Annotated in this window: 25 protein-coding genes and 1 pseudogene; 19 read left to right on the plus strand and 7 right to left on the minus strand. The window is 49.3% G+C overall.

The window, feature by feature from the left end; genetic code table 11:
* Positions 1–4 precede the first annotated feature (4 nt).
* The 14 genes from KDD30_RS18975 (at position 5) to KDD30_RS19035 (ending at position 11,954) form a co-directional block, all read left to right on the plus strand.
* A complete protein-coding gene (locus KDD30_RS18975; protein ID WP_211651544.1) occupies positions 5–331 on the plus strand; it encodes an SCP2 sterol-binding domain-containing protein in 327 nt (108 codons plus the stop codon).
* Positions 332–336: 5 nt separating this feature from the next.
* Complete coding sequence (locus KDD30_RS18980) at positions 337–1,335, plus strand: beta-ketoacyl-ACP synthase 3 (RefSeq protein WP_211651545.1); 999 nt, start codon at positions 337–339, stop codon at positions 1,333–1,335.
* Between the two features lie 3 nt (positions 1,336–1,338).
* Entirely contained in the window at positions 1,339–2,232 is an 894-nt protein-coding gene (locus tag KDD30_RS18985; RefSeq protein WP_211651546.1) for an MBL fold metallo-hydrolase, read from the plus strand.
* The gene (locus tag KDD30_RS18990) at positions 2,229–2,987 is read left to right on the plus strand and encodes an SDR family NAD(P)-dependent oxidoreductase (protein ID WP_211651547.1); all 759 of its coding nucleotides are present in this window, start codon (positions 2,229–2,231) and stop codon (positions 2,985–2,987) included. Before KDD30_RS18985 ends, KDD30_RS18990 begins: the two co-directional genes overlap by 4 nt.
* A 16-nt stretch (positions 2,988–3,003) precedes the next feature.
* A complete protein-coding gene (locus KDD30_RS18995; protein ID WP_211651548.1) occupies positions 3,004–4,245 on the plus strand; it encodes a beta-ketoacyl synthase in 1,242 nt (413 codons plus the stop codon).
* Positions 4,242–5,216 (plus strand): beta-ketoacyl synthase N-terminal-like domain-containing protein, encoded by a 975-nt coding sequence (locus KDD30_RS19000; protein WP_211651549.1) that lies wholly within the window; start codon positions 4,242–4,244, stop codon positions 5,214–5,216. Before KDD30_RS18995 ends, KDD30_RS19000 begins: the two co-directional genes overlap by 4 nt.
* Before the next feature lies 1 nt (position 5,217).
* Complete coding sequence (locus KDD30_RS19005) at positions 5,218–5,706, plus strand: 3-hydroxyacyl-ACP dehydratase FabZ family protein (protein WP_211651550.1); 489 nt, start codon at positions 5,218–5,220, stop codon at positions 5,704–5,706.
* A 332-nt stretch (positions 5,707–6,038) separates the two neighbouring features.
* Entirely contained in the window at positions 6,039–6,464 is a 426-nt protein-coding gene (locus tag KDD30_RS19010; RefSeq protein WP_211651551.1) for a DUF3995 domain-containing protein, read from the plus strand.
* A gap of 6 nt (positions 6,465–6,470) precedes the next feature.
* Complete coding sequence (locus tag KDD30_RS19015; protein ID WP_211651552.1) at positions 6,471–7,646, plus strand: FAD-dependent monooxygenase; 1,176 nt, start codon at positions 6,471–6,473, stop codon at positions 7,644–7,646.
* A gap of 111 nt (positions 7,647–7,757) precedes the next feature.
* Entirely contained in the window at positions 7,758–8,795 is a 1,038-nt protein-coding gene (locus KDD30_RS19020; RefSeq protein WP_211651553.1) for an AraC family transcriptional regulator, read from the plus strand.
* Between the two features lie 82 nt (positions 8,796–8,877).
* Positions 8,878–10,020, plus strand: a complete 1,143-nt coding sequence (locus KDD30_RS19025; protein WP_211651554.1) for a hypothetical protein — start codon at positions 8,878–8,880, stop codon at positions 10,018–10,020.
* A 299-nt stretch (positions 10,021–10,319) separates the two neighbouring features.
* Positions 10,320–10,544, plus strand: coding sequence for a hypothetical protein (locus KDD30_RS24615; protein ID WP_249199419.1), 225 nt, complete (start codon positions 10,320–10,322; stop codon positions 10,542–10,544).
* Entirely contained in the window at positions 10,534–11,103 is a 570-nt protein-coding gene (locus KDD30_RS19030) for an aminoacyl--tRNA ligase-related protein (protein ID WP_249199421.1), read from the plus strand. The genes KDD30_RS24615 and KDD30_RS19030 overlap by 11 nt, the downstream gene beginning before the upstream one ends.
* A gap of 203 nt (positions 11,104–11,306) precedes the next feature.
* Positions 11,307–11,954: an RES family NAD+ phosphorylase gene (locus KDD30_RS19035; RefSeq protein ID WP_211651555.1), complete on the plus strand. Its 648-nt coding sequence runs from the start codon at positions 11,307–11,309 to the stop codon at positions 11,952–11,954.
* Positions 11,955–11,986: 32 nt separating this feature from the next.
* On the opposite strand, the gene KDD30_RS19040 is transcribed toward KDD30_RS19035, so the two are convergent.
* The 4 genes from KDD30_RS19040 to KDD30_RS19055 all read right to left on the minus strand — a co-directional run bounded on the left by KDD30_RS19040 (position 11,987) and on the right by KDD30_RS19055 (position 16,842).
* Positions 11,987–12,688, minus strand: a complete 702-nt coding sequence (locus KDD30_RS19040; protein ID WP_211651556.1) for a hypothetical protein — start codon at positions 12,686–12,688, stop codon at positions 11,987–11,989.
* A 200-nt stretch (positions 12,689–12,888) separates the two neighbouring features.
* Positions 12,889–14,400, minus strand: coding sequence for an FAD/NAD(P)-binding protein (locus KDD30_RS19045; RefSeq protein ID WP_211651557.1), 1,512 nt, complete (start codon positions 14,398–14,400; stop codon positions 12,889–12,891).
* Between the two features lie 4 nt (positions 14,401–14,404).
* The gene (locus KDD30_RS19050; protein ID WP_211651558.1) at positions 14,405–15,616 is read right to left on the minus strand and encodes an MFS transporter; all 1,212 of its coding nucleotides are present in this window, start codon (positions 15,614–15,616) and stop codon (positions 14,405–14,407) included.
* Positions 15,601–16,842: an acetyl-CoA carboxylase biotin carboxylase subunit family protein gene (locus KDD30_RS19055; RefSeq protein ID WP_211651559.1), complete on the minus strand. Its 1,242-nt coding sequence runs from the start codon at positions 16,840–16,842 to the stop codon at positions 15,601–15,603. Before KDD30_RS19055 ends, KDD30_RS19050 begins: the two co-directional genes overlap by 16 nt.
* A gap of 426 nt (positions 16,843–17,268) precedes the next feature.
* On the opposite strand from KDD30_RS19055, the pseudogene KDD30_RS19060 reads away from it, so the two are divergent.
* Positions 17,269–17,463 (plus strand): annotated as a pseudogene (locus tag KDD30_RS19060) (DUF1214 domain-containing protein); the annotation flags it as partial.
* 300 nt (positions 17,464–17,763) lie between these two features.
* Entirely contained in the window at positions 17,764–18,369 is a 606-nt protein-coding gene (locus KDD30_RS19065; RefSeq protein ID WP_211651560.1) for a DNA-3-methyladenine glycosylase I, read from the plus strand.
* 88 nt (positions 18,370–18,457) lie between these two features.
* Here the strand turns inward: KDD30_RS19065 and KDD30_RS24910 are convergent, their stop codons facing one another.
* From KDD30_RS24910 to KDD30_RS19080, 3 genes are all read right to left on the minus strand, one after another.
* Positions 18,458–18,571, minus strand: a complete 114-nt coding sequence (locus KDD30_RS24910; protein WP_211651888.1) for an RbsD/FucU domain-containing protein — start codon at positions 18,569–18,571, stop codon at positions 18,458–18,460.
* Between the two features lie 112 nt (positions 18,572–18,683).
* Positions 18,684–19,013 carry an amidohydrolase gene (locus tag KDD30_RS19075; protein WP_211651561.1) on the minus strand — a complete coding sequence of 110 codons (330 nt, stop codon included), beginning with the start codon at positions 19,011–19,013 and terminating at the stop codon, positions 18,684–18,686.
* Positions 19,014–19,028: 15 nt separating this feature from the next.
* Positions 19,029–19,772 carry an SDR family oxidoreductase gene (locus KDD30_RS19080; RefSeq protein WP_211651562.1) on the minus strand — a complete coding sequence of 248 codons (744 nt, stop codon included), beginning with the start codon at positions 19,770–19,772 and terminating at the stop codon, positions 19,029–19,031.
* Between the two features lie 181 nt (positions 19,773–19,953).
* Here KDD30_RS19080 and KDD30_RS19085 point away from each other — a divergent pair, with 181 nt between their 5' ends.
* The 3 genes from KDD30_RS19085 to KDD30_RS19095 are packed head-to-tail and all read left to right on the plus strand — an operon-like array spanning position 19,954 to position 20,939.
* Positions 19,954–20,181, plus strand: coding sequence for a helix-turn-helix domain-containing protein (locus KDD30_RS19085; protein WP_211651563.1), 228 nt, complete (start codon positions 19,954–19,956; stop codon positions 20,179–20,181).
* A gap of 50 nt (positions 20,182–20,231) precedes the next feature.
* Positions 20,232–20,735, plus strand: coding sequence for an IclR family transcriptional regulator C-terminal domain-containing protein (locus KDD30_RS19090; protein ID WP_211651564.1), 504 nt, complete (start codon positions 20,232–20,234; stop codon positions 20,733–20,735).
* A gap of 48 nt (positions 20,736–20,783) precedes the next feature.
* A complete protein-coding gene (locus KDD30_RS19095; protein WP_211651565.1) occupies positions 20,784–20,939 on the plus strand; it encodes a hypothetical protein in 156 nt (51 codons plus the stop codon).
* Positions 20,940–20,953: the final 14 nt, after the last annotated feature.

The raw sequence follows: 20,953 nt of genomic DNA on the forward strand, positions 1-20,953 counted from the left end.
GATTATGGCGAAATTAAATAGCATTGATGAAGTGATTACTTCAATGGAAGCACGTTTTCAGCCTGAACAAAGTAAAGGCATTGTTTCCCGTTATCAGTGGAAAATTAAAGGGGATAAAGGCCGTGATTTCTGTGTATTCGTCAATGACGGGAAATATGAAATTATTTCAGGGCTGGTCGAGAAACCCAATGTCACTTTTGAAACTGATGATGAAACTTATCTGCGTCTGGTGAATAACGAAATTAAAGGGATGACGGCCATTTTGACACGGAAACTGCTGGTCAAAGGGAATATTTATCTCGCCAGCAAAATGGACAACATTTTTAAGTGATCAATATGACAAGTACTTTTATTTCGGGAACGGGCTATGCACTTCCTGAACGGCGAGTATTGAATTCAGATATTGTGTCGATGATGAATACCTCTGAGTCTTTCATTCTGGAACGAACCGGGGTGATCAGCCGTTTCCATCAGAATGGTGACGCGGGGGTCAGTGAACTCATGATTCCGGCTGGCCAGCGGGCGATAGCGGATGCGGGTTTAAAACCGTCTGATATTGATTGTCTGATTGTGAATACACTTTCACCGGACCATCACGATCCGTCCCAGGCTTGCTTGATTCAAAAGCAGCTCGAATTGCGATCCGTCCCTGCGTTTGATATTCGCGCGCAGTGCAGCGGCTTTTTATACGGCTATGAAATTGCCAGTCATTTTCTGCAATCGGGCAAATACAGGCATGTGCTGTTGATCTGCGGAGAAGCCCTGTCGAAACGCATGGACTGCAGCGACAAAGGCCGCAATCTGGCCATTTTACTGGGAGACGGTGCTGGCGCGGCCGTTATAACTCGTCAGTCTCATGCCGGGCAGGGCATGCTGGATCTTGAACTGGGGGCAGACGGTAACTTTTTTGATTTGCTCATGACGCATAGTCCCGGTTCCAGTGGGGCAACTTTTCTGTCTCAGGAAGCGTACGACAGCGGTCAGACTCAGTTCGTGATGCAGGGCAAACCCATGTTTGACCATGCCAGCACAACGCTGACCGCCATTGCAACAGCGATGCTGAACAAACATGGCCTGACCCTGAATGCGATTGACTATGTACTGTGTCATCAGCCGAATCTGAGAATCCTGGATGCTGTCCGTGAAAATCTCAGCCTGCCGCCAGAGAAGTTACTGGTGACCGTTGATCAATTGGGAAACATGGCATCGGCCTCGTTTCCCGTGACTTACGCCGTATGCAAGTCTCAGTTCAAACCGGGCAATCTGATATTGATGCTGACCTATGGCTCAGGCGCAACCTGGGGGGCGGCATTGTATCAAGTGCCGGTGTGGTGACCGATGTTGCAATGTATACATTCAGGTGAAGTCGCCCCCAACCTGTATCTGCTCGGCAGTGCGGATGTGCCTGTTTACCTGTTTCAGGTCTCAGCTGATCAGTGGGCACTGATTGAAGGGGGAATCGCCCGGCACAGTCAGTCTGTCTGGGAGCAACTGACAAGCCTGATTGAACCGGAAAAGGTGCACTGGTGGCTGATCACGCATTCGCATTTTGATCATTGCGGCGCTCTGGCTGCGTTGTATCCGTTTTTGCCGAACGTTGTGGTTGTCGCCAGTGAAGCCACTCAGCAGCATTGGCAGAGTGACAGTGCGCAAGGGGTGATCTGCCGGTTGAACCAAGAACTGTGTGAGACCCCGGTTCCTCTGATGGATTTCCGGGAAATGCGAATCAAAGCGGTGCAGCCTCAGGAAGTCGTGTCCTTGAGTGAGACCTGCAGATTTGAGGTCATTGCAACACCGGGCCATGCCGAGGATCAGATCGCATTTTACGATCGGAAGAACAAACGTCTTTTTTGCGCAGATGCGCTGGGCGATCTGCATGTGCCATCGATGTCCTGGCGTCCGCTGATGTTTGATGATGTTGAAGCCTATCTGGCCAGTCTCAGCCGGTTGTCACAGTTAGCGGTTGATGAACTGATTCCCGGCCACGGCGGTTTGGTTAAAGGTGAAGGGATTCAGGCGCTGATTCATTCGGCATCAGAATCTGCTCACGATTTAATAGCCCGATTTCAGCATCGTCAGCGCAGTCATGAGGATACTGAAAATTTTGCGGCCTTGCTGACCACAGACTGGGCGTCCAACTGCGCTTCCTATATCTCACCTTTTCTTCATACACGCAGCATGGCAGTGATGCTTCATGCGATTAAAAAAGTACAGACAGGTAAACACTTATGAACAACCAATTGAACACCATTCAGGGCAAGGTGGTTTTAGTCACGGGTGGTTCTCGGGGAATCGGTAAGGCCATTGTCCAGTTGCTGGCGCATGCGGGGGCAACTGTGGTTTTTACCTACAGCAATAGTGCGGGCGCTGCCATGGACCTGGCTGCGTCTTTTCAGGCTCAGAATCTTCAGGTGCATGCATTTCAGGCAGATATTCGTGATAAAGACGTTGTGGAAGGACTGGTTGAAACCATTGAAACGCGTTTCGGCCCTTTGTTTGGCGTGATTAACAATGCGGGCATCACGGCAGATAAATCGGCAGTGACGATGTCTTCTGAAAACTGGGAGGATGTGATTGCAACAAACCTGAGCGGCACCTTTTATCTGACGCAGGCGGCATTGAGAAAAATGATTCATCACCGGGAAGGGAAGGTGATCATGATGTCCTCCGTCAGTGGTCTTCAGGCCAGTCCGGGCCAGGCCAATTATAGTGCAACGAAGGCAGCTCTGGTTGGCCTGACACGGACACTCAGCCATGAAATGGCTCGTTTTCATATTCAGGTGAACGCAATTGCGCCCGGCTTTATTGATACCGAAATGGTTCAGAACATGGATGAAGCGGCGAGAAAACGGATCAAAAATCTGGTCCCGGCACGTCGAATGGGCACGGTTGAGGAAATTGCGAATTGTGCGCTGTTTCTATTGTCGTCAGGGGCAGACTATATCACGGGTCATACGCTGGTCGTTGACGGTGGCATGAGTGTTTAAAAACAGGGAAATAACTATGAAACGCGTCGTTATTACAGGTCTTTCTGTGGTTTCACCGCTGGGCTGCGATAAGGAACAGTTCTGGCAGCGTCTGACCCGCGGAGAGTCTGGTATTGATACATTAACTAAGCTGGATGCGTCGCTGTATCCGCGTCCGCTGGCTGCAGAAGTGAGCGGCTGGGATACGACACCTGAAAGTCAGGATCAGTCATTACGCCCATTTGGTCAGGCTGTGGCATATACCGTGGCTGCCAGCCGGATGGCGCTTGCCGATGCCGGGTTCAGCCAGCTTGCACCAGACAATGATTATGGTGTGATTGTTGGAACGACGATGGGAAATCAGGACATCGTTGAACGGGCGATTGATCAATATCATCTGACTGAAGACAGCCCCGCCAGCACGATAAGCGGCCAAGAACTGGATTATTTTTCACCGTCACTGCTGAGCGCTGAAATCATGCAGCGGTTTGGTTTTCAGGGAAGTTCGATGACGTTGGCCAATGCCTGTGCTGCGGGAAACTATTCTGTTGGATTGGCATTTGACCGCATCCGAAGTGGGCGGAATCAGATGATCCTTGCCGGCGGAGCCGATCCGTTCAGCCGCACCTGCTACACCATTTTCCACCGTTTAAATGCCTCAACAGCTGAGACTTGCCGCCCGTTTGATAAAGCGCGGGACGGAATGGTCGTCGGGGAAGGGGCCGCCATGCTGGTTCTGGAAGAATATGAACATGCGATTGCCCGTGGTGCAAAAATTTATGCAGAAGTGAAAGGCTATGCGCTGACCTGCGATGCCCATCATGCCACGGCACCGCATCCAGAGGGAGAAGGGGCCGTAATGGCCATGCAGCAGGCATTGGCAATGGCTTCCCTGAAACCCAAAGACATTGATTATGTGAGTGCCCATGGCACCGGCACCAGTGCGAATGACATCTCAGAAGCGATTGCGATGCACAGCGTCTTCGGCGATGCATTGAAGCAGACGCCAGTGAGCTCTGTAAAATCGATGCTCGGCCATTGTATGGGCGCCGCCAGCGCCATTGAAGCGGTTGTTTGTGCACTGGCACTGGAACGTCAGACACTGCCGCCCACCATGAATACATCTGAGATTGATCCAGCGTTTCCTGTGGCATTCGATGTTATTCCGGGAGAAAGCCGTCAGGCTCAGGTCAATCATATCCTGAGCAATGCGTTTGCATTCGGCGGTAATGTTTCGTCGGTGATCTTCAGCAAGCTGGAAGAAGGAGTGCAGTCATGAATTACAGTTTTGATGCCATTGTTTTTAAAAGCCCCGGCAGTGAGAGTCCGGCGAAACTCGGTGAAGCGCTGAATGAGCAGGCGTTCGCGGGTCAGTTCGGGAATTATGATGAAAAGAAATCACTGGGGAAGAGCCGTCATCTGAGTGCGGCGACACGGCTGCTAAGCTCTACTGCGCTGAAGTTGACTGAGCACGAAGACATTGCTTTGTCTGTGAATGCCCGGCCGCATCAGGTCGGAGTCTATATTGCCTGTGAAAACATCAATCTTGAAGATGATTTCGAATTTGATCTGTGTGCGAAAAATTATGGGCCGGATTATGTGAGTCCCTTGAAAGCGCCCAATACGCTCGCGAATGCTGTTGGCAGTCATTTCGCACGCTTTGTTGGCATTAAAGGTCCGAACTGCACGGTGTCTGCCGGGCGGCTCAGTGTGTTTCAGGCATTGGATGCGGCCATGATGCATCTTGATAATGGTTCGGTTGAAAAGGCCATTGTGGGGGCCGTCGAAGTGGTTTCACCTTATCACAGTCGCTTGTCTGTGCCCGGCAGGGAAATTGCGGTGGCATCCGCGCTGAGACGCGGTCATCTTGAAGACACTGTTGTGTTTTATCCGCCGATCATCCGAATGGCGGTGAACCATGAAGCCTCAATTGCACAGTCCGTATCCGAACTGGCTCGAAGAAATCTGGGCGGTAAACCCATCGATGAAATTTGGGTTTCCGGTCAGCGTTTGTTGAATCAGGAACGTCTGCTTCAGAAATTACAGGATGCCGGACTTCATCCGCACCTGATTGTTTTCTCAGAGGAACATTTTGATGGGGAATGTGCCAATGGACTACTCCTCGCTGCCCTGGCGGAAGAAAAACTGACAGAGGCGGCATCGGCTGATGACGCGCAACAACGCGCGATTGTGATTCTTGAACTGGATGATCATGGTCAGTTTTCTCTGTTGCTGATGGAGGGCCGCTGAAATGCTATCCGTGACAAGCGCACAATCTGCGGCTATTGATGTGTCCGATCTCGATGTGAAAACTTTAATCCCGCACCGGGATCCTTTTTTACTGATTGACGGTCTTGAAGACTATCAGCCTGGGGAATCTCTGACCGCTGTGAAATTGGTGAGAGAGGATGAGTTCTGGGTTGCGGGTCACTTTCCTGAGTTTCCGGTGATGCCTGGGGTTTTGGTTGTGGAAGCATTAGCGCAGACTTGCGCGGCATTTATGGCGCTCGGACAGGCGCAAAAGGATGTCCGATCGGACTTGTATGTCTTGCTGAAAACGAATGTGCGTTACCCGAAGCCAGTTTTACCTGGGGTCAGGCTCCAATTGACAGTCCAGCTGGACATGGCATCTGATGCGTTACATGTGTTTAAAGTAAAAGCATTTCATGGCAAAACCGTGTGTGTTCGGGGTGAACTTGCGGTGGGGATTGCTCCCCGAGAAAAAGTGATCCCAGCTTGAATCCTGTGACACGCTGGTGGTCAGTTGAAGTCTAAATCACGTGGTTCAGGGATCATCCAGCGATGGGTGATCCCTCATCTTGTGACGACGAATTAGACTCAATCTCTGATGGAATACATCACGCCAGAAATTGTCGGAACATGAAACGCATTGATTGAGAAGCGGACAAATCTTAAGGCGAAAGCAGCAGCAAGTTTGTTTTTAAATTTTGGGAGATGTGCTGAAGTTCATCACTTGAGAATTCGCGATGCAAGATGAATACAAGTAACCTTCGGAGTACTGAAAACAGTCACTCAGATGTATTCACTTTTATTGATTAGGGTAAAAATTAAATGGCTGAGTTTATCTCGATTTTTATGGCCGCATGTTTAATGCTGGTCTCTCTGATTCATGTTTACTGGGCCTTTGGGGGCCGGAAAGGGATATTCAATGCCATACCGGTCGAAGGCGGAGAACGGTCTTTTACGCCAGGGGCATTCATTACATTTGTGGTCGCATTCGGACTTTTCTTATTTTCTATTTTGTCATTATCTTTGGTCGGAATGATTCAGTTACCGCGATTCGTGACCCATTATCTTTCCGCTGCCGGGTTTATCGTCTCGGGAATATTCTTCCTCAGATCGCTGGGCGATTTTCGGTTGGTCGGGTTCAGTAAAAAAGTGAAGGGAAGTGCGTTTGCGACCTGGGATAGCTGGGTTTATTCACCGCTTTGTTTGCTTCTTGGGGCAGGCTATTTTTATTTGTCTTTCATCAGGTAAACACGTATGTCCGATCGCTTGCAGACACAACAAACGCTGATTATTGGTGCTGGGATAGGCGGTTTAACCCTTGCAAATCTTTTATCTCAAAAAAATTTACCATTCACGATTGCTGAAAAATCGGAGGAAATTCGTGCGGTGGGCGCTGGGATTATCCTGCCGTCGAATGCCATGCGTATTTTGGATGTGTTGGGTCTTTCTCAGCAGATTGTGCAAAACGGACATGAAATACATCGATTTTCTATTCATTCCAAGCAGGGAAAGACGCTCAATCAAATTCAGGTCAATCATGCGGGTCAGGGGAGTGCTGTCGCCATTCCCCGCAGCTGTTTACATCAGCTTCTCGCGGACGCAATTGAACCATCACAATTACATTTAGGGCATGGACTTGAATCCCTTCATCCGGTGGAAAAGTCTTGTGAATTTGAAAATGGATTGAAATGTCACTACGACGTGCTGGTTGGTGCCGATGGGATTCGAAGCCGGGTCCGGGAACAGATTTTTGGCCAGGAACCGCTCAGGGATGCCCGACAGTTTTGTTTTCGGGGATTAGTGACTTTGCCTGATGCAGAAGGGCTTTCTCATCAGTTCTATGAACTTTGGGGGATTGGATTGCGTTTTGGTTTTGTCAGAGTCAATGCGGCACAATTTTACTGGTATGCGACCTTGTCTGAGTTGCCAGCTCAGATGGTATCAGACCGACCCATTGAGATGTTGCGGAAAGTCTTTTCGGATTGGTGGTGGCCAGTGAAAAGCTTGCTGGATGCGCAACAGGAAGACGCGTTGATCGAAACGCCATTGTTTGACCGGAAACCAAAGCAACAATGGCATAACGACAACGGTGTGGTGCTGCTCGGGGATGCGATCCATCCAATAACGCCAAATCTTGGTCAAGGCGCAGCCATGGCTATTGAAAGTGCTTACAGTCTGGCCGAAGCGATTGCGGAGAATCCGGTATCTCCAGACTTTTCATCTTATGTCCATGCACGCCGAAATCGCACTGCGATGATTAATCAACAATCCTGGATGATTGGGCAGTTAGCCAATATCCGGCACCCGATGCTGTGTCGGCTGAGGGAAATGGCAATGAGTCTGGCAACGGACCGGATCGCAACGGCGCAATACCGAAAGATGATTAATTGGTTCCCGGACTCTCTGGCTGCAGGTTGTTCCAAGCCTTAAGATGTCTGACAGAACCTGAACCGAATTCATCATTCTTGAAAGACACCTGATTCTGAAACAGTTTTCGTTCATAATCTGCTGCCAGTAGGAAATGGGTAGATGGAGCGAACCATGATATCGGCAATCTTGTTGGCAGGTATGATACAAAGCTTGATGCTGAGTGTGTTTCTGGTTGGAAAGAGCAAGACGCAACCCTTGTTCTGGTCGCTTGCAATGATTCATCTGTGTTTTGCTCTGGATCTGAGTTTGGTGATGGCGTGGCAGGAGCACTGGGTCTCATCACGATGGAACATGATGTGGCCGCTGCTTTATCCGGTCTTGTTTTATTTGTTTATACGGCAGTGTTTAACCGACATCAAGTTGGCCTGGCGGGATGGCGTCCATTTTCTCCCACTGTTTACGATGAGCCTCATTTGTATTGATTTAATCATGTCACCGGCAAATACCTTGCTCACGACAAGGCATGTATTGATTGCCTTCTGTCTGGTGGTGTTTTATCTGGGCTATTGTTTGGCGGGAATGCGTTTGGTCTGGCGATATCAAATCCGGCAGAGCACGTATCAAGCGAATCTTTCAAATGCGAACGTCACGGTATTATGGGGCATGTGCGGCAGTCTGCTGCTGGCATTGATCATGGTGTTACCGCAAGCCACGCTGAATCCTGGTGTACCGTTGCCGTATCTCGCAGTCTCTTTGCTGCTTTTTGTCATCACTTGCGCGTTACTCCTTCGCCCAGAGTTGCTTCATTTTGAAGTCTGGGCGGAATCGGTTGTTGAAACGGTACCTTTACAACCTGATGAAGTGATGACGGCACTCAGTCAGGACATTCTCCAGCTCATGGACAGTCAGCAATACTTTCTGAAACCTGAACTCAGTCTGGCGTCGTTAGCCGCTGAAATTGGGGTGAAACCTTATCTGCTGAGTCAGGTGCTGAATCAGGTCATGGGAATGAATTTCTACGATTTAGTGAATCGTCGACGTATTGCGTATGTCTGTGCGCGGATGGAAAAACAGCCATCAAAGGCAGTATTGGCTCTGGCATTCGAAGCAGGATTCAACTCGAAATCAACCTTCAATGCAGCTTTTAAAAAATATCAGTCGTGTACGCCATCACAGTATAAAACCCGGTTGAAAGGTGCGAATTCGTGAATTCGGACGTCTGATTCACTTATCCGGACGCTTTTTCAGGGTGGCTTCTTCATGCTGGACTTCCAGAAAAAAGGAGAAGCACATGAAATTGAAACCGATTTATCAAGCCTTATGGCTGTCTGTGTTTGTGGGGTTGACCGGGTGTGATTCAGAGGATTCCCCCGCAGAAACAACAGTGACAGAACCCGTGGCGGAACATGTTTATCCCGCACCGGGAGGCCAGTATCAGGTCGGGGTGAAAACGATCGATATTCTGGATGCCGGGCCAGATGGCATGAGCCCGGTGCCCCATGAAACACGCCGATTGCCGATCAAAGTGTTTTATCCCACGAAGGAAAAAACCGGCACCTATCAGCGTTACTTTGATTCGTGGGGTCATCAGGTCGCGTTTCTGGAAAAGAATCGGCCTCAGGGCGCACCAATCCACCCGAATCAGTTTGATTTACAGGGCATTCAGTCCTGGTCGCAGGGGGATGTCGCGATAGCCGAGGCGGAATCAGGCCAGGGCTGGCCAATCTTATTCTATTCCCACGGTGCTTTGTTATTTGAAGTGGATAATACGGAGCTTTTGGAAGATCTGGCCAGCCGGGGTTATGTCGTCGTTTCAATCAATCATCCCTATATTGCCGGTGCCGCCAGTTTTCAGGACGGCAGTGTCGTGAACGTCTATTTGCCGGAAGGGACGTCGAATGTGAGAACCGAGAAAGGTTCAGCTTATTTTAACGAGGTCGTGGCACCGCAGATTACCCATGATGTGATTTATGTTTATCAGTGGTTGTCCTGGCATCAGGAAATCTTTGACTATCAGTTGGATGACACCAGAATCGGGACGCTGGGTTACAGTCTGGGTGGTTCGGCAGCAATGAACAGCTGTGCTCAAATTGCAGCCTGTGCTGCCAGTGCAAATATGGACGGACTGTTGCTCGGAGACATTCGTTTTCAGCCGCTGAATAAGCCTTTATTGTTGCTCCAGACACCGGAGCAGGAGTTATCGGATGCATTTGCAGACAATGGTCATGATACTTTCCTGCTCACAATAGAGAAAACCACGCATCAGGATTTCATGGATCAAAATCGCTGGGTACTGGGTTATCCTTCTCAGATTGACATTGATCAGATACATGCCATCAAGAAACAAAGTATGGTGACTTTTTTTGATCATTATCTGAAAGGGGGGGATGTTCTTTGGCCGGAATATGAAGGCTTAACACTGGCGGAGAAATAAAGGGCTGTCACTTTCAGTGGGCATAAGTCGAAGGTTTTGAAGAAAAGGCAGCGACAATATTTTTAATTGCATTCTGAAATTTCTTCTGACAAAAAATTCCACATGATGAAAATGAAATTAATGCCTCAACTGGCCATGCCAGTTTCACAAACCACCACCACTGAAACCAGCAGGTTGTTCGGGGGGTAGGTGCGATACAAGTTTTTTAAACCCTCTGAGCGATTCGTCAGAGGGTTTTTTCATGCCTGCATCCGCGTTTCGCTCAGAGTTTCAATGAAGCTGATACAGGAAAGAGACGCATGAAAAATCATCGCGATATCACAGAACAACTCGATTTATTTCAATCAGAACCCCCATGGTCCAGGGATGATCTTTTGGCATCCGAATGGCTGGCGGTTATTTCAGAGTATTCAGGAACACATCCGCCAACTTTATCAGTTGCATGGGCTTCAGGAGGTTCGTACACCGCAGTTTCTGAAAAAAGATCTCTGGTAAACATCTGGCCATTTATCAATGTTCAGTGAAAGCATATTCTTTGGCGGCGATCAGGAAAACGATCAGGATTATGCGCTCAAATCCATGTCATGTCCCGCACACATTTTACTATTTAAACGCGGTGTGCACAGTTACCGGGATATGCCTGTGAAATTGTTTGAGTTCGGGCTGGTGCACCGCAACGAATCCTCCGGATCATTGAATGGTTGCCTGCGTTTACGTCAGTTCACTCAGGATGATGCCCATGTATTTTGTGCCTGGTCTCAGGCTCGGGATGAGGTGAGACATTTTCTGAGTCGGGCTCAGCTTGTCTATCGCCAGTATGGTTATCCGCAGTTGTCCGTCAAAATCTCCACGCAGCATTTGGCAATGATTCAGTCCGCTGGGTTGCACGTTATCTCGGACCAGAGCAACAGTAGTGTTGCCCGAATAATTAAACGATTCCACAAATTGAAAATTCCTAACATCCTGATTATCAGAGAAAAGGAAATCAAAAATGCACAAGTCGCACTTCGGCGCGGGAAGCAGGTAACAGCGGTGCAGCGATCGGATTTGGTGGCGATGTTGCTTGAGAAAAGGATCATGTAAAAATGCATGTGAGCCGTTCCCGTTGCAGGAAAATATGTCGCGGGGCGGAAATTATCCATGAATAGATATCAGGCGTTGTGTTTTTGAACGGGTGACTTTAAATGATGAAGCATTGGTTTCGAATATCAATCATTTGAGGTGATATGGCAGACTTTTTCTGTGTTCCGTGATTCAAATGATAAGGATGTAAAAATGGTATTGATATGGCATGTCAGTTCACTGAAAAAGACAAAAAATCGATTCAGAAGTTTCAAACATTAGACTGGCAGAATCTTCGAAGTCATCATTCGAAAGTTCTAACACCGGACCAAAAGTTTTTCCGTCTACAGTATGGTTCACATGGCGGAAATCACGTCTACTTTAATAGGAATGGGAAAGAGACTCGATTTGGGCTCTGCCAGGAAAAAGTTGGTACGATGTATGTTTCTTTGCATGAAATGACTGCAATGAAGGAAGTCTTCCAGAATGTATTTGCATTAACTGAAGTCGATCTCAGGCAGTATTTTATGGGTGAAATTCAGCTTAAACAAACGTTGAGTGTGCTTGATACAACGATTTTACTGGCACGTTCAAACGTGAAACTCCATGAGTTAACCTCACCCAATCGTCACGTCACACAAATGCTGGCAAAGTGGGCCTATCGCGCTGGCTTCGATGGGATTGAGTTTTTGAGTAATGTCACAGGAAAAAACTGTTGGGCGCTCTGGGCCGATACTCAGAAATATACAGTCGCAGGAATAGGCCTTGCAGAAACCGTAAAACAGACGGTATTGAGTGAACTGGTTATCGATGGGATTGATGCGATTGATGTTCTGATAGAACAGTTGAATATCTCAGTGGAGGCCACCTAAACCAACGGGGGAGAAAAGACCTCTCCCCAATTTTATGCCTGATCCGCAGTGCCATATAACTTTGCCAGTCTTTCAAGCTCTGTGAGGGCTTCATTCGGAACACCAACTTTCAGGAGTTGAGCAATCGTGTAGGGTTGTTGACCGTCGCAGATCCCTTGAATGGGTTCATTTCTTACGGACAGAAAGAAAGAGTATTCCATTCGATCACTGAGCTGTTTCTCTTTCAGTATTTTCAGTAACTGGCCGACACCTTTGACAATGCCACGGTCTGAATTTTGATCAGTGGCCGTAAACTGAAAAGTTGGATAGACAAATTTATTGTCCATACTCAGCGCCAATAGTCTGCCTTCTTCACGCCAGGATTTCATTGTTTGCCGGGTGACAGAGAGTAATTCTTGAGCCTGCTTTGCCGTGAGTACGCCACCATCATTTTTCACCTGCTGTGCAAACATTCTTTTGCTTTTCAGTCGGCGAAGTAACACTTTTTCTTCTTTGGTGAGTTGACCCAACACAGAAGCTATCGATTCATATTCAAGCACTTCCAGCATGAACAGACGATCAGAGTGGCTGAGTGTGTTAATTTCGATGTCTACGGCACCTGTTTTCATTGCGGTGATCACTCTGTCCAGTGCGTTTTGCATTCGCTGGGCCATCACCTCAATCAGTTCCAGTTTGCTGATTTCTGTAAGCGCCTTTAGTTTCTGGGAATGAGATTCTGATGTCACTACTGCCATGCTCCGCTCCGTGATTACAATTTACATGGATTTATTTTAGTGTAAATAGTCATGTCAAGGCAAATTGTATCTGACCATTTACAGTAACTTTGTATGATGTAAATTGTAACCTTGAGGGCTGGCTGATCTGAATACGCCTTTTTGAAGGCTGAACACAGGGCGGCCTTCTACAGGCCGCCTGTTGCTTGTAAGAGATTGATTTATTTTATTTCACTGCCAATTTCCTGTGTCCGGTTCGAGTCTTCCGTGGGTGGCCCCGGCTGCGTGAAGGCCGCAATCACGGAAGTCGCACACCGGGAAGCATGCTCAACAATCAAGTCCAAAGCGCTGGTAAACAGGAAGTTACCGTTGGTAATTTCGCCTAAAGCAAACATGCTTGCGTGGGCGAATCCCCGGCTGTCCAGCACCTGATAAGTTTCGTTGAGGATTTGTAAGCCACCATGCGGATGACAGCGTGCAAGTCCAGACGCAAACATCTGATTCAGTAATGGGGAGTCCGCCTGATTCAGATGACGGGCGTTGCCGGTGGCATACACAATCACATCATCGGGTGTCTCCGCATCTGAACCCATCTGATAACTGAGCTGGCCGGATTGAACGGCTGCCAGCAGTTTTTCCGCATTGACCTTCGGAATCGAAACCCGCAACGCCATCGCGTTGGACCAGTGCGTGTCCAATGCCCGCTCTTTTTCGGCGTCGGTCAGTTTCCGCCAGATGACATCCAGTGCCGCGTTTGCACTGTACAGAATTGCCTGCCAGCCCCGCGGCCCGCTGGCCCGTTGAATTTCATCCTGCAGGAAGCGCCCAAAGTCATGGACGGGTGGCGTCGGGAACCGGACAGACTCTGGCGTATCTTCAAAGTTCGCCCGATAGTGTCTCAGCTCTTGGTGGAACAGCAAGGCTAAATCAGCCAGCGTCAGTGTTTCATAATGTTGTTCTATGTAGCGCTTGGATAAAAATTGGTTGCGGTATGCGCCTTGTGTGCCCCGGACACTCGGGAAGAATCCGCCTCTGGAGCGGAATCGGATTTTCCCCTGGTGGCCACTTTCAAGGAGGCCGATTGCCATGTCGATGGCGCTGAGACGTGCGCCAACAATGGTGACATTATCTTGTGGATTAATTGCACGTACGACAGACCGCACAGGATAAGGGCTTGAAAAGACTTTATTTGCTGGTTGTGCGTTCTCCATGATTTTCGTGTGCGTCCCGCAGGCCAGAATGACGGCATCAGCAAAATACTGGTGTCCGCATTCGGTTGAGATTGTATATCCGTCGGTGCCGGTATCCGGATGAATGGCGGCAGCTGAGGCAGCGACCGTGACGATGAATATATTCTTTTCTGCGGCCTGCCGGATCACCCGGTGATAGCGATCCTGCATGTAACGCCCGAATAACGGACGGGGGGCGTAAGTGGATGCGCTGATGCTCAGATCAGGGAAGTCCGGCTGCCATTTGAACGGATACGCATTCAGCCACTGCATAAAATCCCCCGGCTGACCCGGTAAACCTGAGATCAGACCAGCCTGCGTATTGAGCAGATTCGAATGGCTGTCGTCTGCATAGGCATTGCCGACGCCCCAGACACTCTTTTTCTCCATGACCAGCAGAATAACATCCTGATTTTTCCGGGGTTGCCAATGCCGGGTAAATGCATCGATGAAAGCCAGTGAAGATGCGCCGCCACCAATCAACGTGAATGTAATACGTGCCATCGTGCTAAGCCTCACTTGTGTCTGTGGAAGGAAAGATCAAGCTTCGAATGCCCAGTCCCAGTCCAAGGACGGTGACAGAGCTGATGAGCGCCGAGTCTGTTTCAAGGAACTGACTGATCAGGCCTGCCCAGAAAGCGCCGGTCGCCTGAGCTAGATACATCACAATCAGATAGATGGCGATCACCCGAGAAAGAATTTCTCGTGAAAAGGCGGACTGAATTTCGCCATTGAGCAAGGTCACGGCCATGCTCCAGCTCAGACCGAAAACCATGAGCGCGGCGAAAATGACGGTCAGATGACTGCTGAGCCAAATGGTTGCAATGGCTGAAGCCATCAGGCCATAACATAACCAATAACCATGCTGGCTGTGACGTAACTTCAGGACCACAGGCAGGACGATCACGGTTAACAGCGCGCCCAGCCCCGTTGCACCCATGAGTGTCCCTTGGCCTGCCGTGCTCTGATTCAGATGGTATTTTGCGATGAAAGGCATCATGGACCAGATCACACTGCCTGCGAAAAACAAAATACAGGCATCAAAGGTACAGCGGCGAAACAGAGGTGAGGCGGCAATGTGCTGCCATGCATCGCGCATGGAAATAAACGCTGGCGGACTGGCTGTCGCAGACCGCTCGTTGTAAAACCCCCAGAAAAAATAGACAGAGACAGCCAGTAACAGGGCTGCCGTCAGCAGATAAACCTGCGCATAGGCCAGAACAAGCAGGAGTGTGCCGGCGACGGCTGGCCCCGTAGCGCGGGCAATATTAAACCCGAGGTTATTCAGCACGGCAGCATGTTTCACCTGTTCCCGAGGCACGGTTAATGCGATCCCGGCTTGTGCCACCGGCATCCGAAAGACAGTGGCCACAGAAAAAGCAGCCGTCACCGCAATCAGTAATGCCGGGGATAACAGCCCCCACCCAGTGGCGGCTGCAAGCGTCAGTGAAACCAGACCTAGGCTGAGTTGAGCCATGGTCAGGACCAGTGGTTTGCTGTATCTGTCGCCAACCTGGCCAGCCAGAATCCCAAACACCAGAAATGGCAGCGTGGCAGCCACCTGGACCAGTGAATTCATCACGGCAGAGGTCGACAGATGCGTTAATGCAATAGAAGAGGTCGTATTCTGAATCCAGATAGCGCCATTGCTTATGATATTCGCCAGCCAGAAATGGCGATACTGCGGGTTTTTGGCAACCGCGATTAGTTCTGCGTGCACGTCGCGACCTCCACTGTCCGGGTTGACCAGGTGAATTCACTGGCTGCCCAGTGCGCGATATCCCGAAACAAGGCTTCCATCTCGGCTTCGCTGTTTGCTTTGGCAACCACATGCAGCAGTGCATCATTCGACATGGTCATGGCCTGGTAGTGATGCCCGGATATTGCTCTGGATTGAAATTTGACGATTCCCGGGTGCTGAAAAGTCGGTACTCCTGCACAGGTTAAATGGCCAGACTGGGGTGGTAGCTGAAAGCGCCCCCCAATCTGCAAAGGAAAGCGGCTCGGTTCACAGAGGGCTTCCGAGGTGAACTCAGCGTGTAAATAAGCCTCAACAACGTTCACGCCATAAGCCAGTTCCACTTCCGTGAGCAGATCGTTGCCCCCAAGGCGGCAGGCGATTTCACACAGGGTGATTTGCTGATCGTTGCCAACGAAGCATTCGATATGGAACAGGGAATGCTGCGGGGTCGGGAATACCTGCTCGAGTAAATAGCGGCTGAATGCAGTTAAAGGTCGATAAAGAGGGTTTGATTCAGACAGCGTATACGAGCCGAGACTTTGACCACCGACAAAATCCATACAGTTCCCGACATAGCGGGCAGGGCTGGAAATCAAGACGTTTCCGTTGACGACAAGGCCATCAATATGGAACACCTCGCCTTCGATGAAGGGTTCGATGATCATATCCGTCGGGTCAATTTCAGTTCTGATTTCAGACCACTGTTCGAACGATTCGATGCGTAGTGTTTGCTGCGATCCCCGCCCGGCTGCTGGCTTGATGACGATGGGATAGGGTAAAGATGGCCAGTGCTTCACCAATTTTGCGTCCTGCGGCATCGCAACTGTGACACCGTAACGTGCCGCGTGTTGTTTCATCAGGATTTTATCTCTGAACAAAATGGCTTGTTCGTAATGCTGTCCGGGAAGGTGGAGGATTTCACGGATATGTGCCGCCCGGAGAATGTCGCCTTCCGAAAAAGCGAGCACTTTTTCAATGGCTGGTTGTGTTTTGATGGTGGCGACAAACTGCAGCAGTGCTGTCGCGGCGTGTGAGAAATAGTCATCCAGTTCGAGAATGTGACCGAACTGAGGCACCAGAAGATCTCTGTCTTCAGCCGTGAGCTGCTCTGTGATGAGCAAGGTGTTTTCATGGAAATACATCGCTCGGATAGAGGGTTTGATGGACAGGATAAATTTCTTACTGGATAAAATGAGCGTCGTCATGACAATCCTTCTTTTAATTTCAATGGATTCAGAGTAAAAGTTTGAATTTTTGCTTCATTAGTAGTCATACAGTTTATATCGATGTGAAATTTATGGTTTATATGACTGCATGACGTGATGGATACTTGCCCATTCAGCAGAGAAATGGAATCTCTGCAGCATACATATATGCAACAATGTGATCATGATCGGTTTATATGGCGGATTGATTGCATTGATACGCTGGGTTGTCTGCTGAGGTGTTGACCCCAATCGGTTGCCAGACTTGAACGGTCGCTCCTGTTCTTCATGACATCGACGGAAAGTGTTCTATGCTTTCATAGGTTTACTTATCCTGACGCGTATCTGAGTTGTTTCGCTTGGGCTCTTAAAAATAAGGAGTTGTGATGAAGTTACTGAAGAAACCGCACAGGCAGCCATTCAACTTGGTGCCTTCCAAAAAATGAGGATGGCTCGATTGATATCTGGTTCGGCCCGAAAAAGCCAAAGGATGTGGTTGATGCCGCCTTTATTCAAACGGCTCCGGGGCGTGATTATCTGGTTGCGTTACGGCTTTATGGCGCCATGGATGCTTTTTATGATCAAACCTGGAAACCAGACGACATTGTGAAAGTGAAGTAAACGGGTCCGTTGTTCGATCGCTCAGGCACAGCCGTGTTAACTGTGCCTGATTTTGATCACAGGACCGATCCAATCGGGTGGGTCGCATGTATCGAAGCGGCGTGCGAAGATATGGGTTCCAAGGTGCACCCGATCAACAGAAGAAAAAGGAATTTGCGTGTCGAATCAATTGAAAAGTGTGGCCATCGAACCCTGCAAAACATCAGATTCGGTGAGCCGGGATCAGGCAAGTACGATGCGTTCGGATTGGGCGCATAAGAAACAGAATTCTGTTTGTAACTTGCTGATGGAGGTCTCTGCATGAGTCCGTTAATGGAAGGGACCGATGGCAAGCTGCGTTGCGGATGGTGCAGTGCAACCGAAGCCTATATCGACTATCACGATCATGAATGGGGTTATCCGGTGGGTGACGACCAGCGGCTGTTTGAAAAAATTTGTCTGGAAGGGTTTCAGTCAGGCCTGAGCTGGCGAACCATTCTGGCCAAACGGGAGAATTTCAGACAAGCTTTTCAGCAGTTTGATTTCTATCAGGTCGCCAAATTTACAGAAAAAGATGTGGAAAGGTTACTTCAGGATGAAGGCATTGTCCGGCATCGGGGAAAAATTGAAGCCACCATCAATAATGCCCGGTGCGCCATCGAGATGGTGCAAAAAGAAGGCTCGCTGGCAGCATTTTTCTGGCGATACGAACCGGATACCTCCGGGGTGACCCCGCAGACCTTATCTGTGTCGGAAGAATCCAAAGCGATTTCAAAAGAACTCAAGAAACGGGGCTGGAAATTCGTAGGACCAACCACGGTCTACGCATTTATGCAGGCGATGGGACTGGTCAATGATCACGCAGAAGACTGCGCGTTTCGGGAAGAAGCTGAACGTATCCGGCAGAACTTTAGCCGGCCTTCCTGAATATGGCGAACCTCCCGTGCTCAGCACTCAGTGGCTTTGATCATTGAATCGCGATGCGTCATCGCCACTGAAACCTGCAAAATATGCTTTATTCATTGATCACGCCTTTGCGCAGAATAAAGTTCCCATAAGGCCTGAATTCAGTGCACTGGATGATCGCAAAAGCTTTCTTTGTTCGGTTGTAAAAATCAAACCGTTCCAGAGAAGAGGGTTGTTGACCGGCTTTGGCCGCAACCTAAGCCGATGTAATTCCCTGTCCGGTGAGTGCGGTTTTCGAGCTGATATTGACGATCGCGCCTGTGGATGCCCGAAGATCATCCTGTATGAGATGGACTAAATGGTAATAATGAATCTTTGATATTCTGCAACATCGGTCGGATACCGCGCAGCAAAGTATGACTCGCCAGCTCACGTAAAGTTAGTGCAGCGTTTTCACTGGATAAATCACGGGCTGCGAGATCAAGCAGGAAGCGCGTTTCTTCGACACTTGCTGCAGTCTGCACCGCAATCACTTTTTCATTATTTGGATAATCTTCGGGTAAAAAGTTCTGAGGGATGGGTGTCAGTGCCTCAGTTCCTTGGGTTAACCAGTGATAGTCACCGCGTTCAAGACGCCAGAAATGACAATGTGCATCGATAACCACCTTTCACTGTCTCCGTTAGATTGTGACGCCACCATCTACGGAAAGAGCTTGTCCTGTGACAAAGCGGCTTTCATCCGAGAGCAGGTAGGTGACCAGAGGGGTGACGTCTTCCACGGTGGCCAGACGTCCCATCGGCTGGCGTGCAATGAAGTCTTTTTCTGCTTGTTCTGGATCATCGGCGGTGGCAATACGTCCGCGCAAAGAGGGGGTGTCTACGGTTCCGGGACACAGGGCATTACAACGCACGCCATGTTGAACAAAATCTGCGGCAATCGCTTTGGTTAATCCGATGACGGCAGCTTTGGTCGCACCATATGCGGCACGATTAGGGAAGCCTTTGATGGATGAAGCCATGGAAGACATATTTAAAATGGAGGTGGATCCTGTGACTTTTGCGCGCTCCAGCATACCGGGCAGCACGGCGCGGGTCATTCGGACCATGGAGGTGATGTTGACATCAATGCTGGTTGTCCAGTCTTGATCAGAAAGACCGAGCAGCGTGCCGTGATGCACGATTCCCGCACAATTAAAGAGTCCATCCAGCGGGCCAGTGAAGGCAGCAATGGCTTCAATGGCATGTTTATCGGTCACATCCAGCGTTGTTGTGGTAATTCCAAACTGGCTTAACCCCTGTAATGAATCTGCATCCAGATCCGTTGCGATCACCTGAGCACCCTGTGCTGCGCATGAAATGGCACTTGCGCGGCCCATGCCTTGTCCCGCCGCTGTAATGAGGATTTTTTTACCCTGGAGTCGCATGTCACTTCCTTCTGAACGCATTGACACAGCAGAATGGTATATTCATATTTAAAATATCATTCCATATTTAATATGTACCGACAGGGTGCTGAACCATAAATTTCATGGATATTAATGAAATGTGACTGTTGAGTGAAAGTTGAACGATTTTCGGGTTGAAGGAGATTGAGAAGGAGATAAGATGACAAAGGATGTTGATCTGAAAGAAACGCGTTACCGTGCTCCGGCACTTGATCGTGGACTGGATATTCTGGAAGTGCTGGCAAAACAGTCGGGTGGTTTAACGCGTACTGAGCTTGTGTCTGAGCTTGGAGTCAGCGCATCGCAGATCTATCGCATGCTGGAGCGGCTGGTGGCGCGTGGTTACGTGAACCGGATAGAAGGCGGCGATCGCTATGCCTGTCGATAAAACTATTTTTATTGTCGACAAGCTATTCCCCGATCCGCCGTTTGACGGCAATGGCTCAACCTTTGATGGATGAGTTTTCCCGCGATATGCGGCAACCTTGTCACCTTGTGATTCCCCAGCATGGATTTGGTGTGATCATCGCGCAAGCCAGCGCTGTTTCTCATTGGGAGTTTCGGGCCAGAGTCGGGGCAACGATGGATTTATTTGAGACGGGCTCAGGGCTGACATTATTAGCCTGCCAGCATCCGTCGCGGGTGGATGAAATACTTGGCCAATGGGGGGTGACTGATGCCCAGCGACGTTTGCGTGCAGTTGAACCTGAGTTAAACAGCGTGCGGCAAGCGGGCTATCGGATTGAACCGTCTCATCAGGTTGTGGGGAGCACCGATATGAGTGTGCCAGTGTGTGGCCCATTTGGTGATGCAGTTGCAGCATTGACCTGCGCGTATATGGAGCCACCGAAAATACCGAGAAACCGGAACATTGACGCCACGCTGGACCGCCTCATTCAACTCAGCCATTCGCTTTCAAGCGACATTGGTGATGTGAATTGATCCAATACTTTTGGACACCGCGTTCAGTGAGTCAAATGATTTATCGGGGTGGATATGACAACCCAAAAGACCCGCAATATCGATACCGTTGAAGTTGGGATATTCAAAGGCCAACTGGTTGAGCAAGCTGAGGGTTTAGCCATTCTAAATCAGGCGGCTGTAGACTCAGATTTATGCTTGAGCCTCAAGGTCGGTTTTGTCTGAATTCATGGCATTAA

Source organism: Photobacterium sp. GJ3, from assembly GCF_018199995.1.
GTDB lineage: Bacteria > Pseudomonadota > Gammaproteobacteria > Enterobacterales > Vibrionaceae > Photobacterium.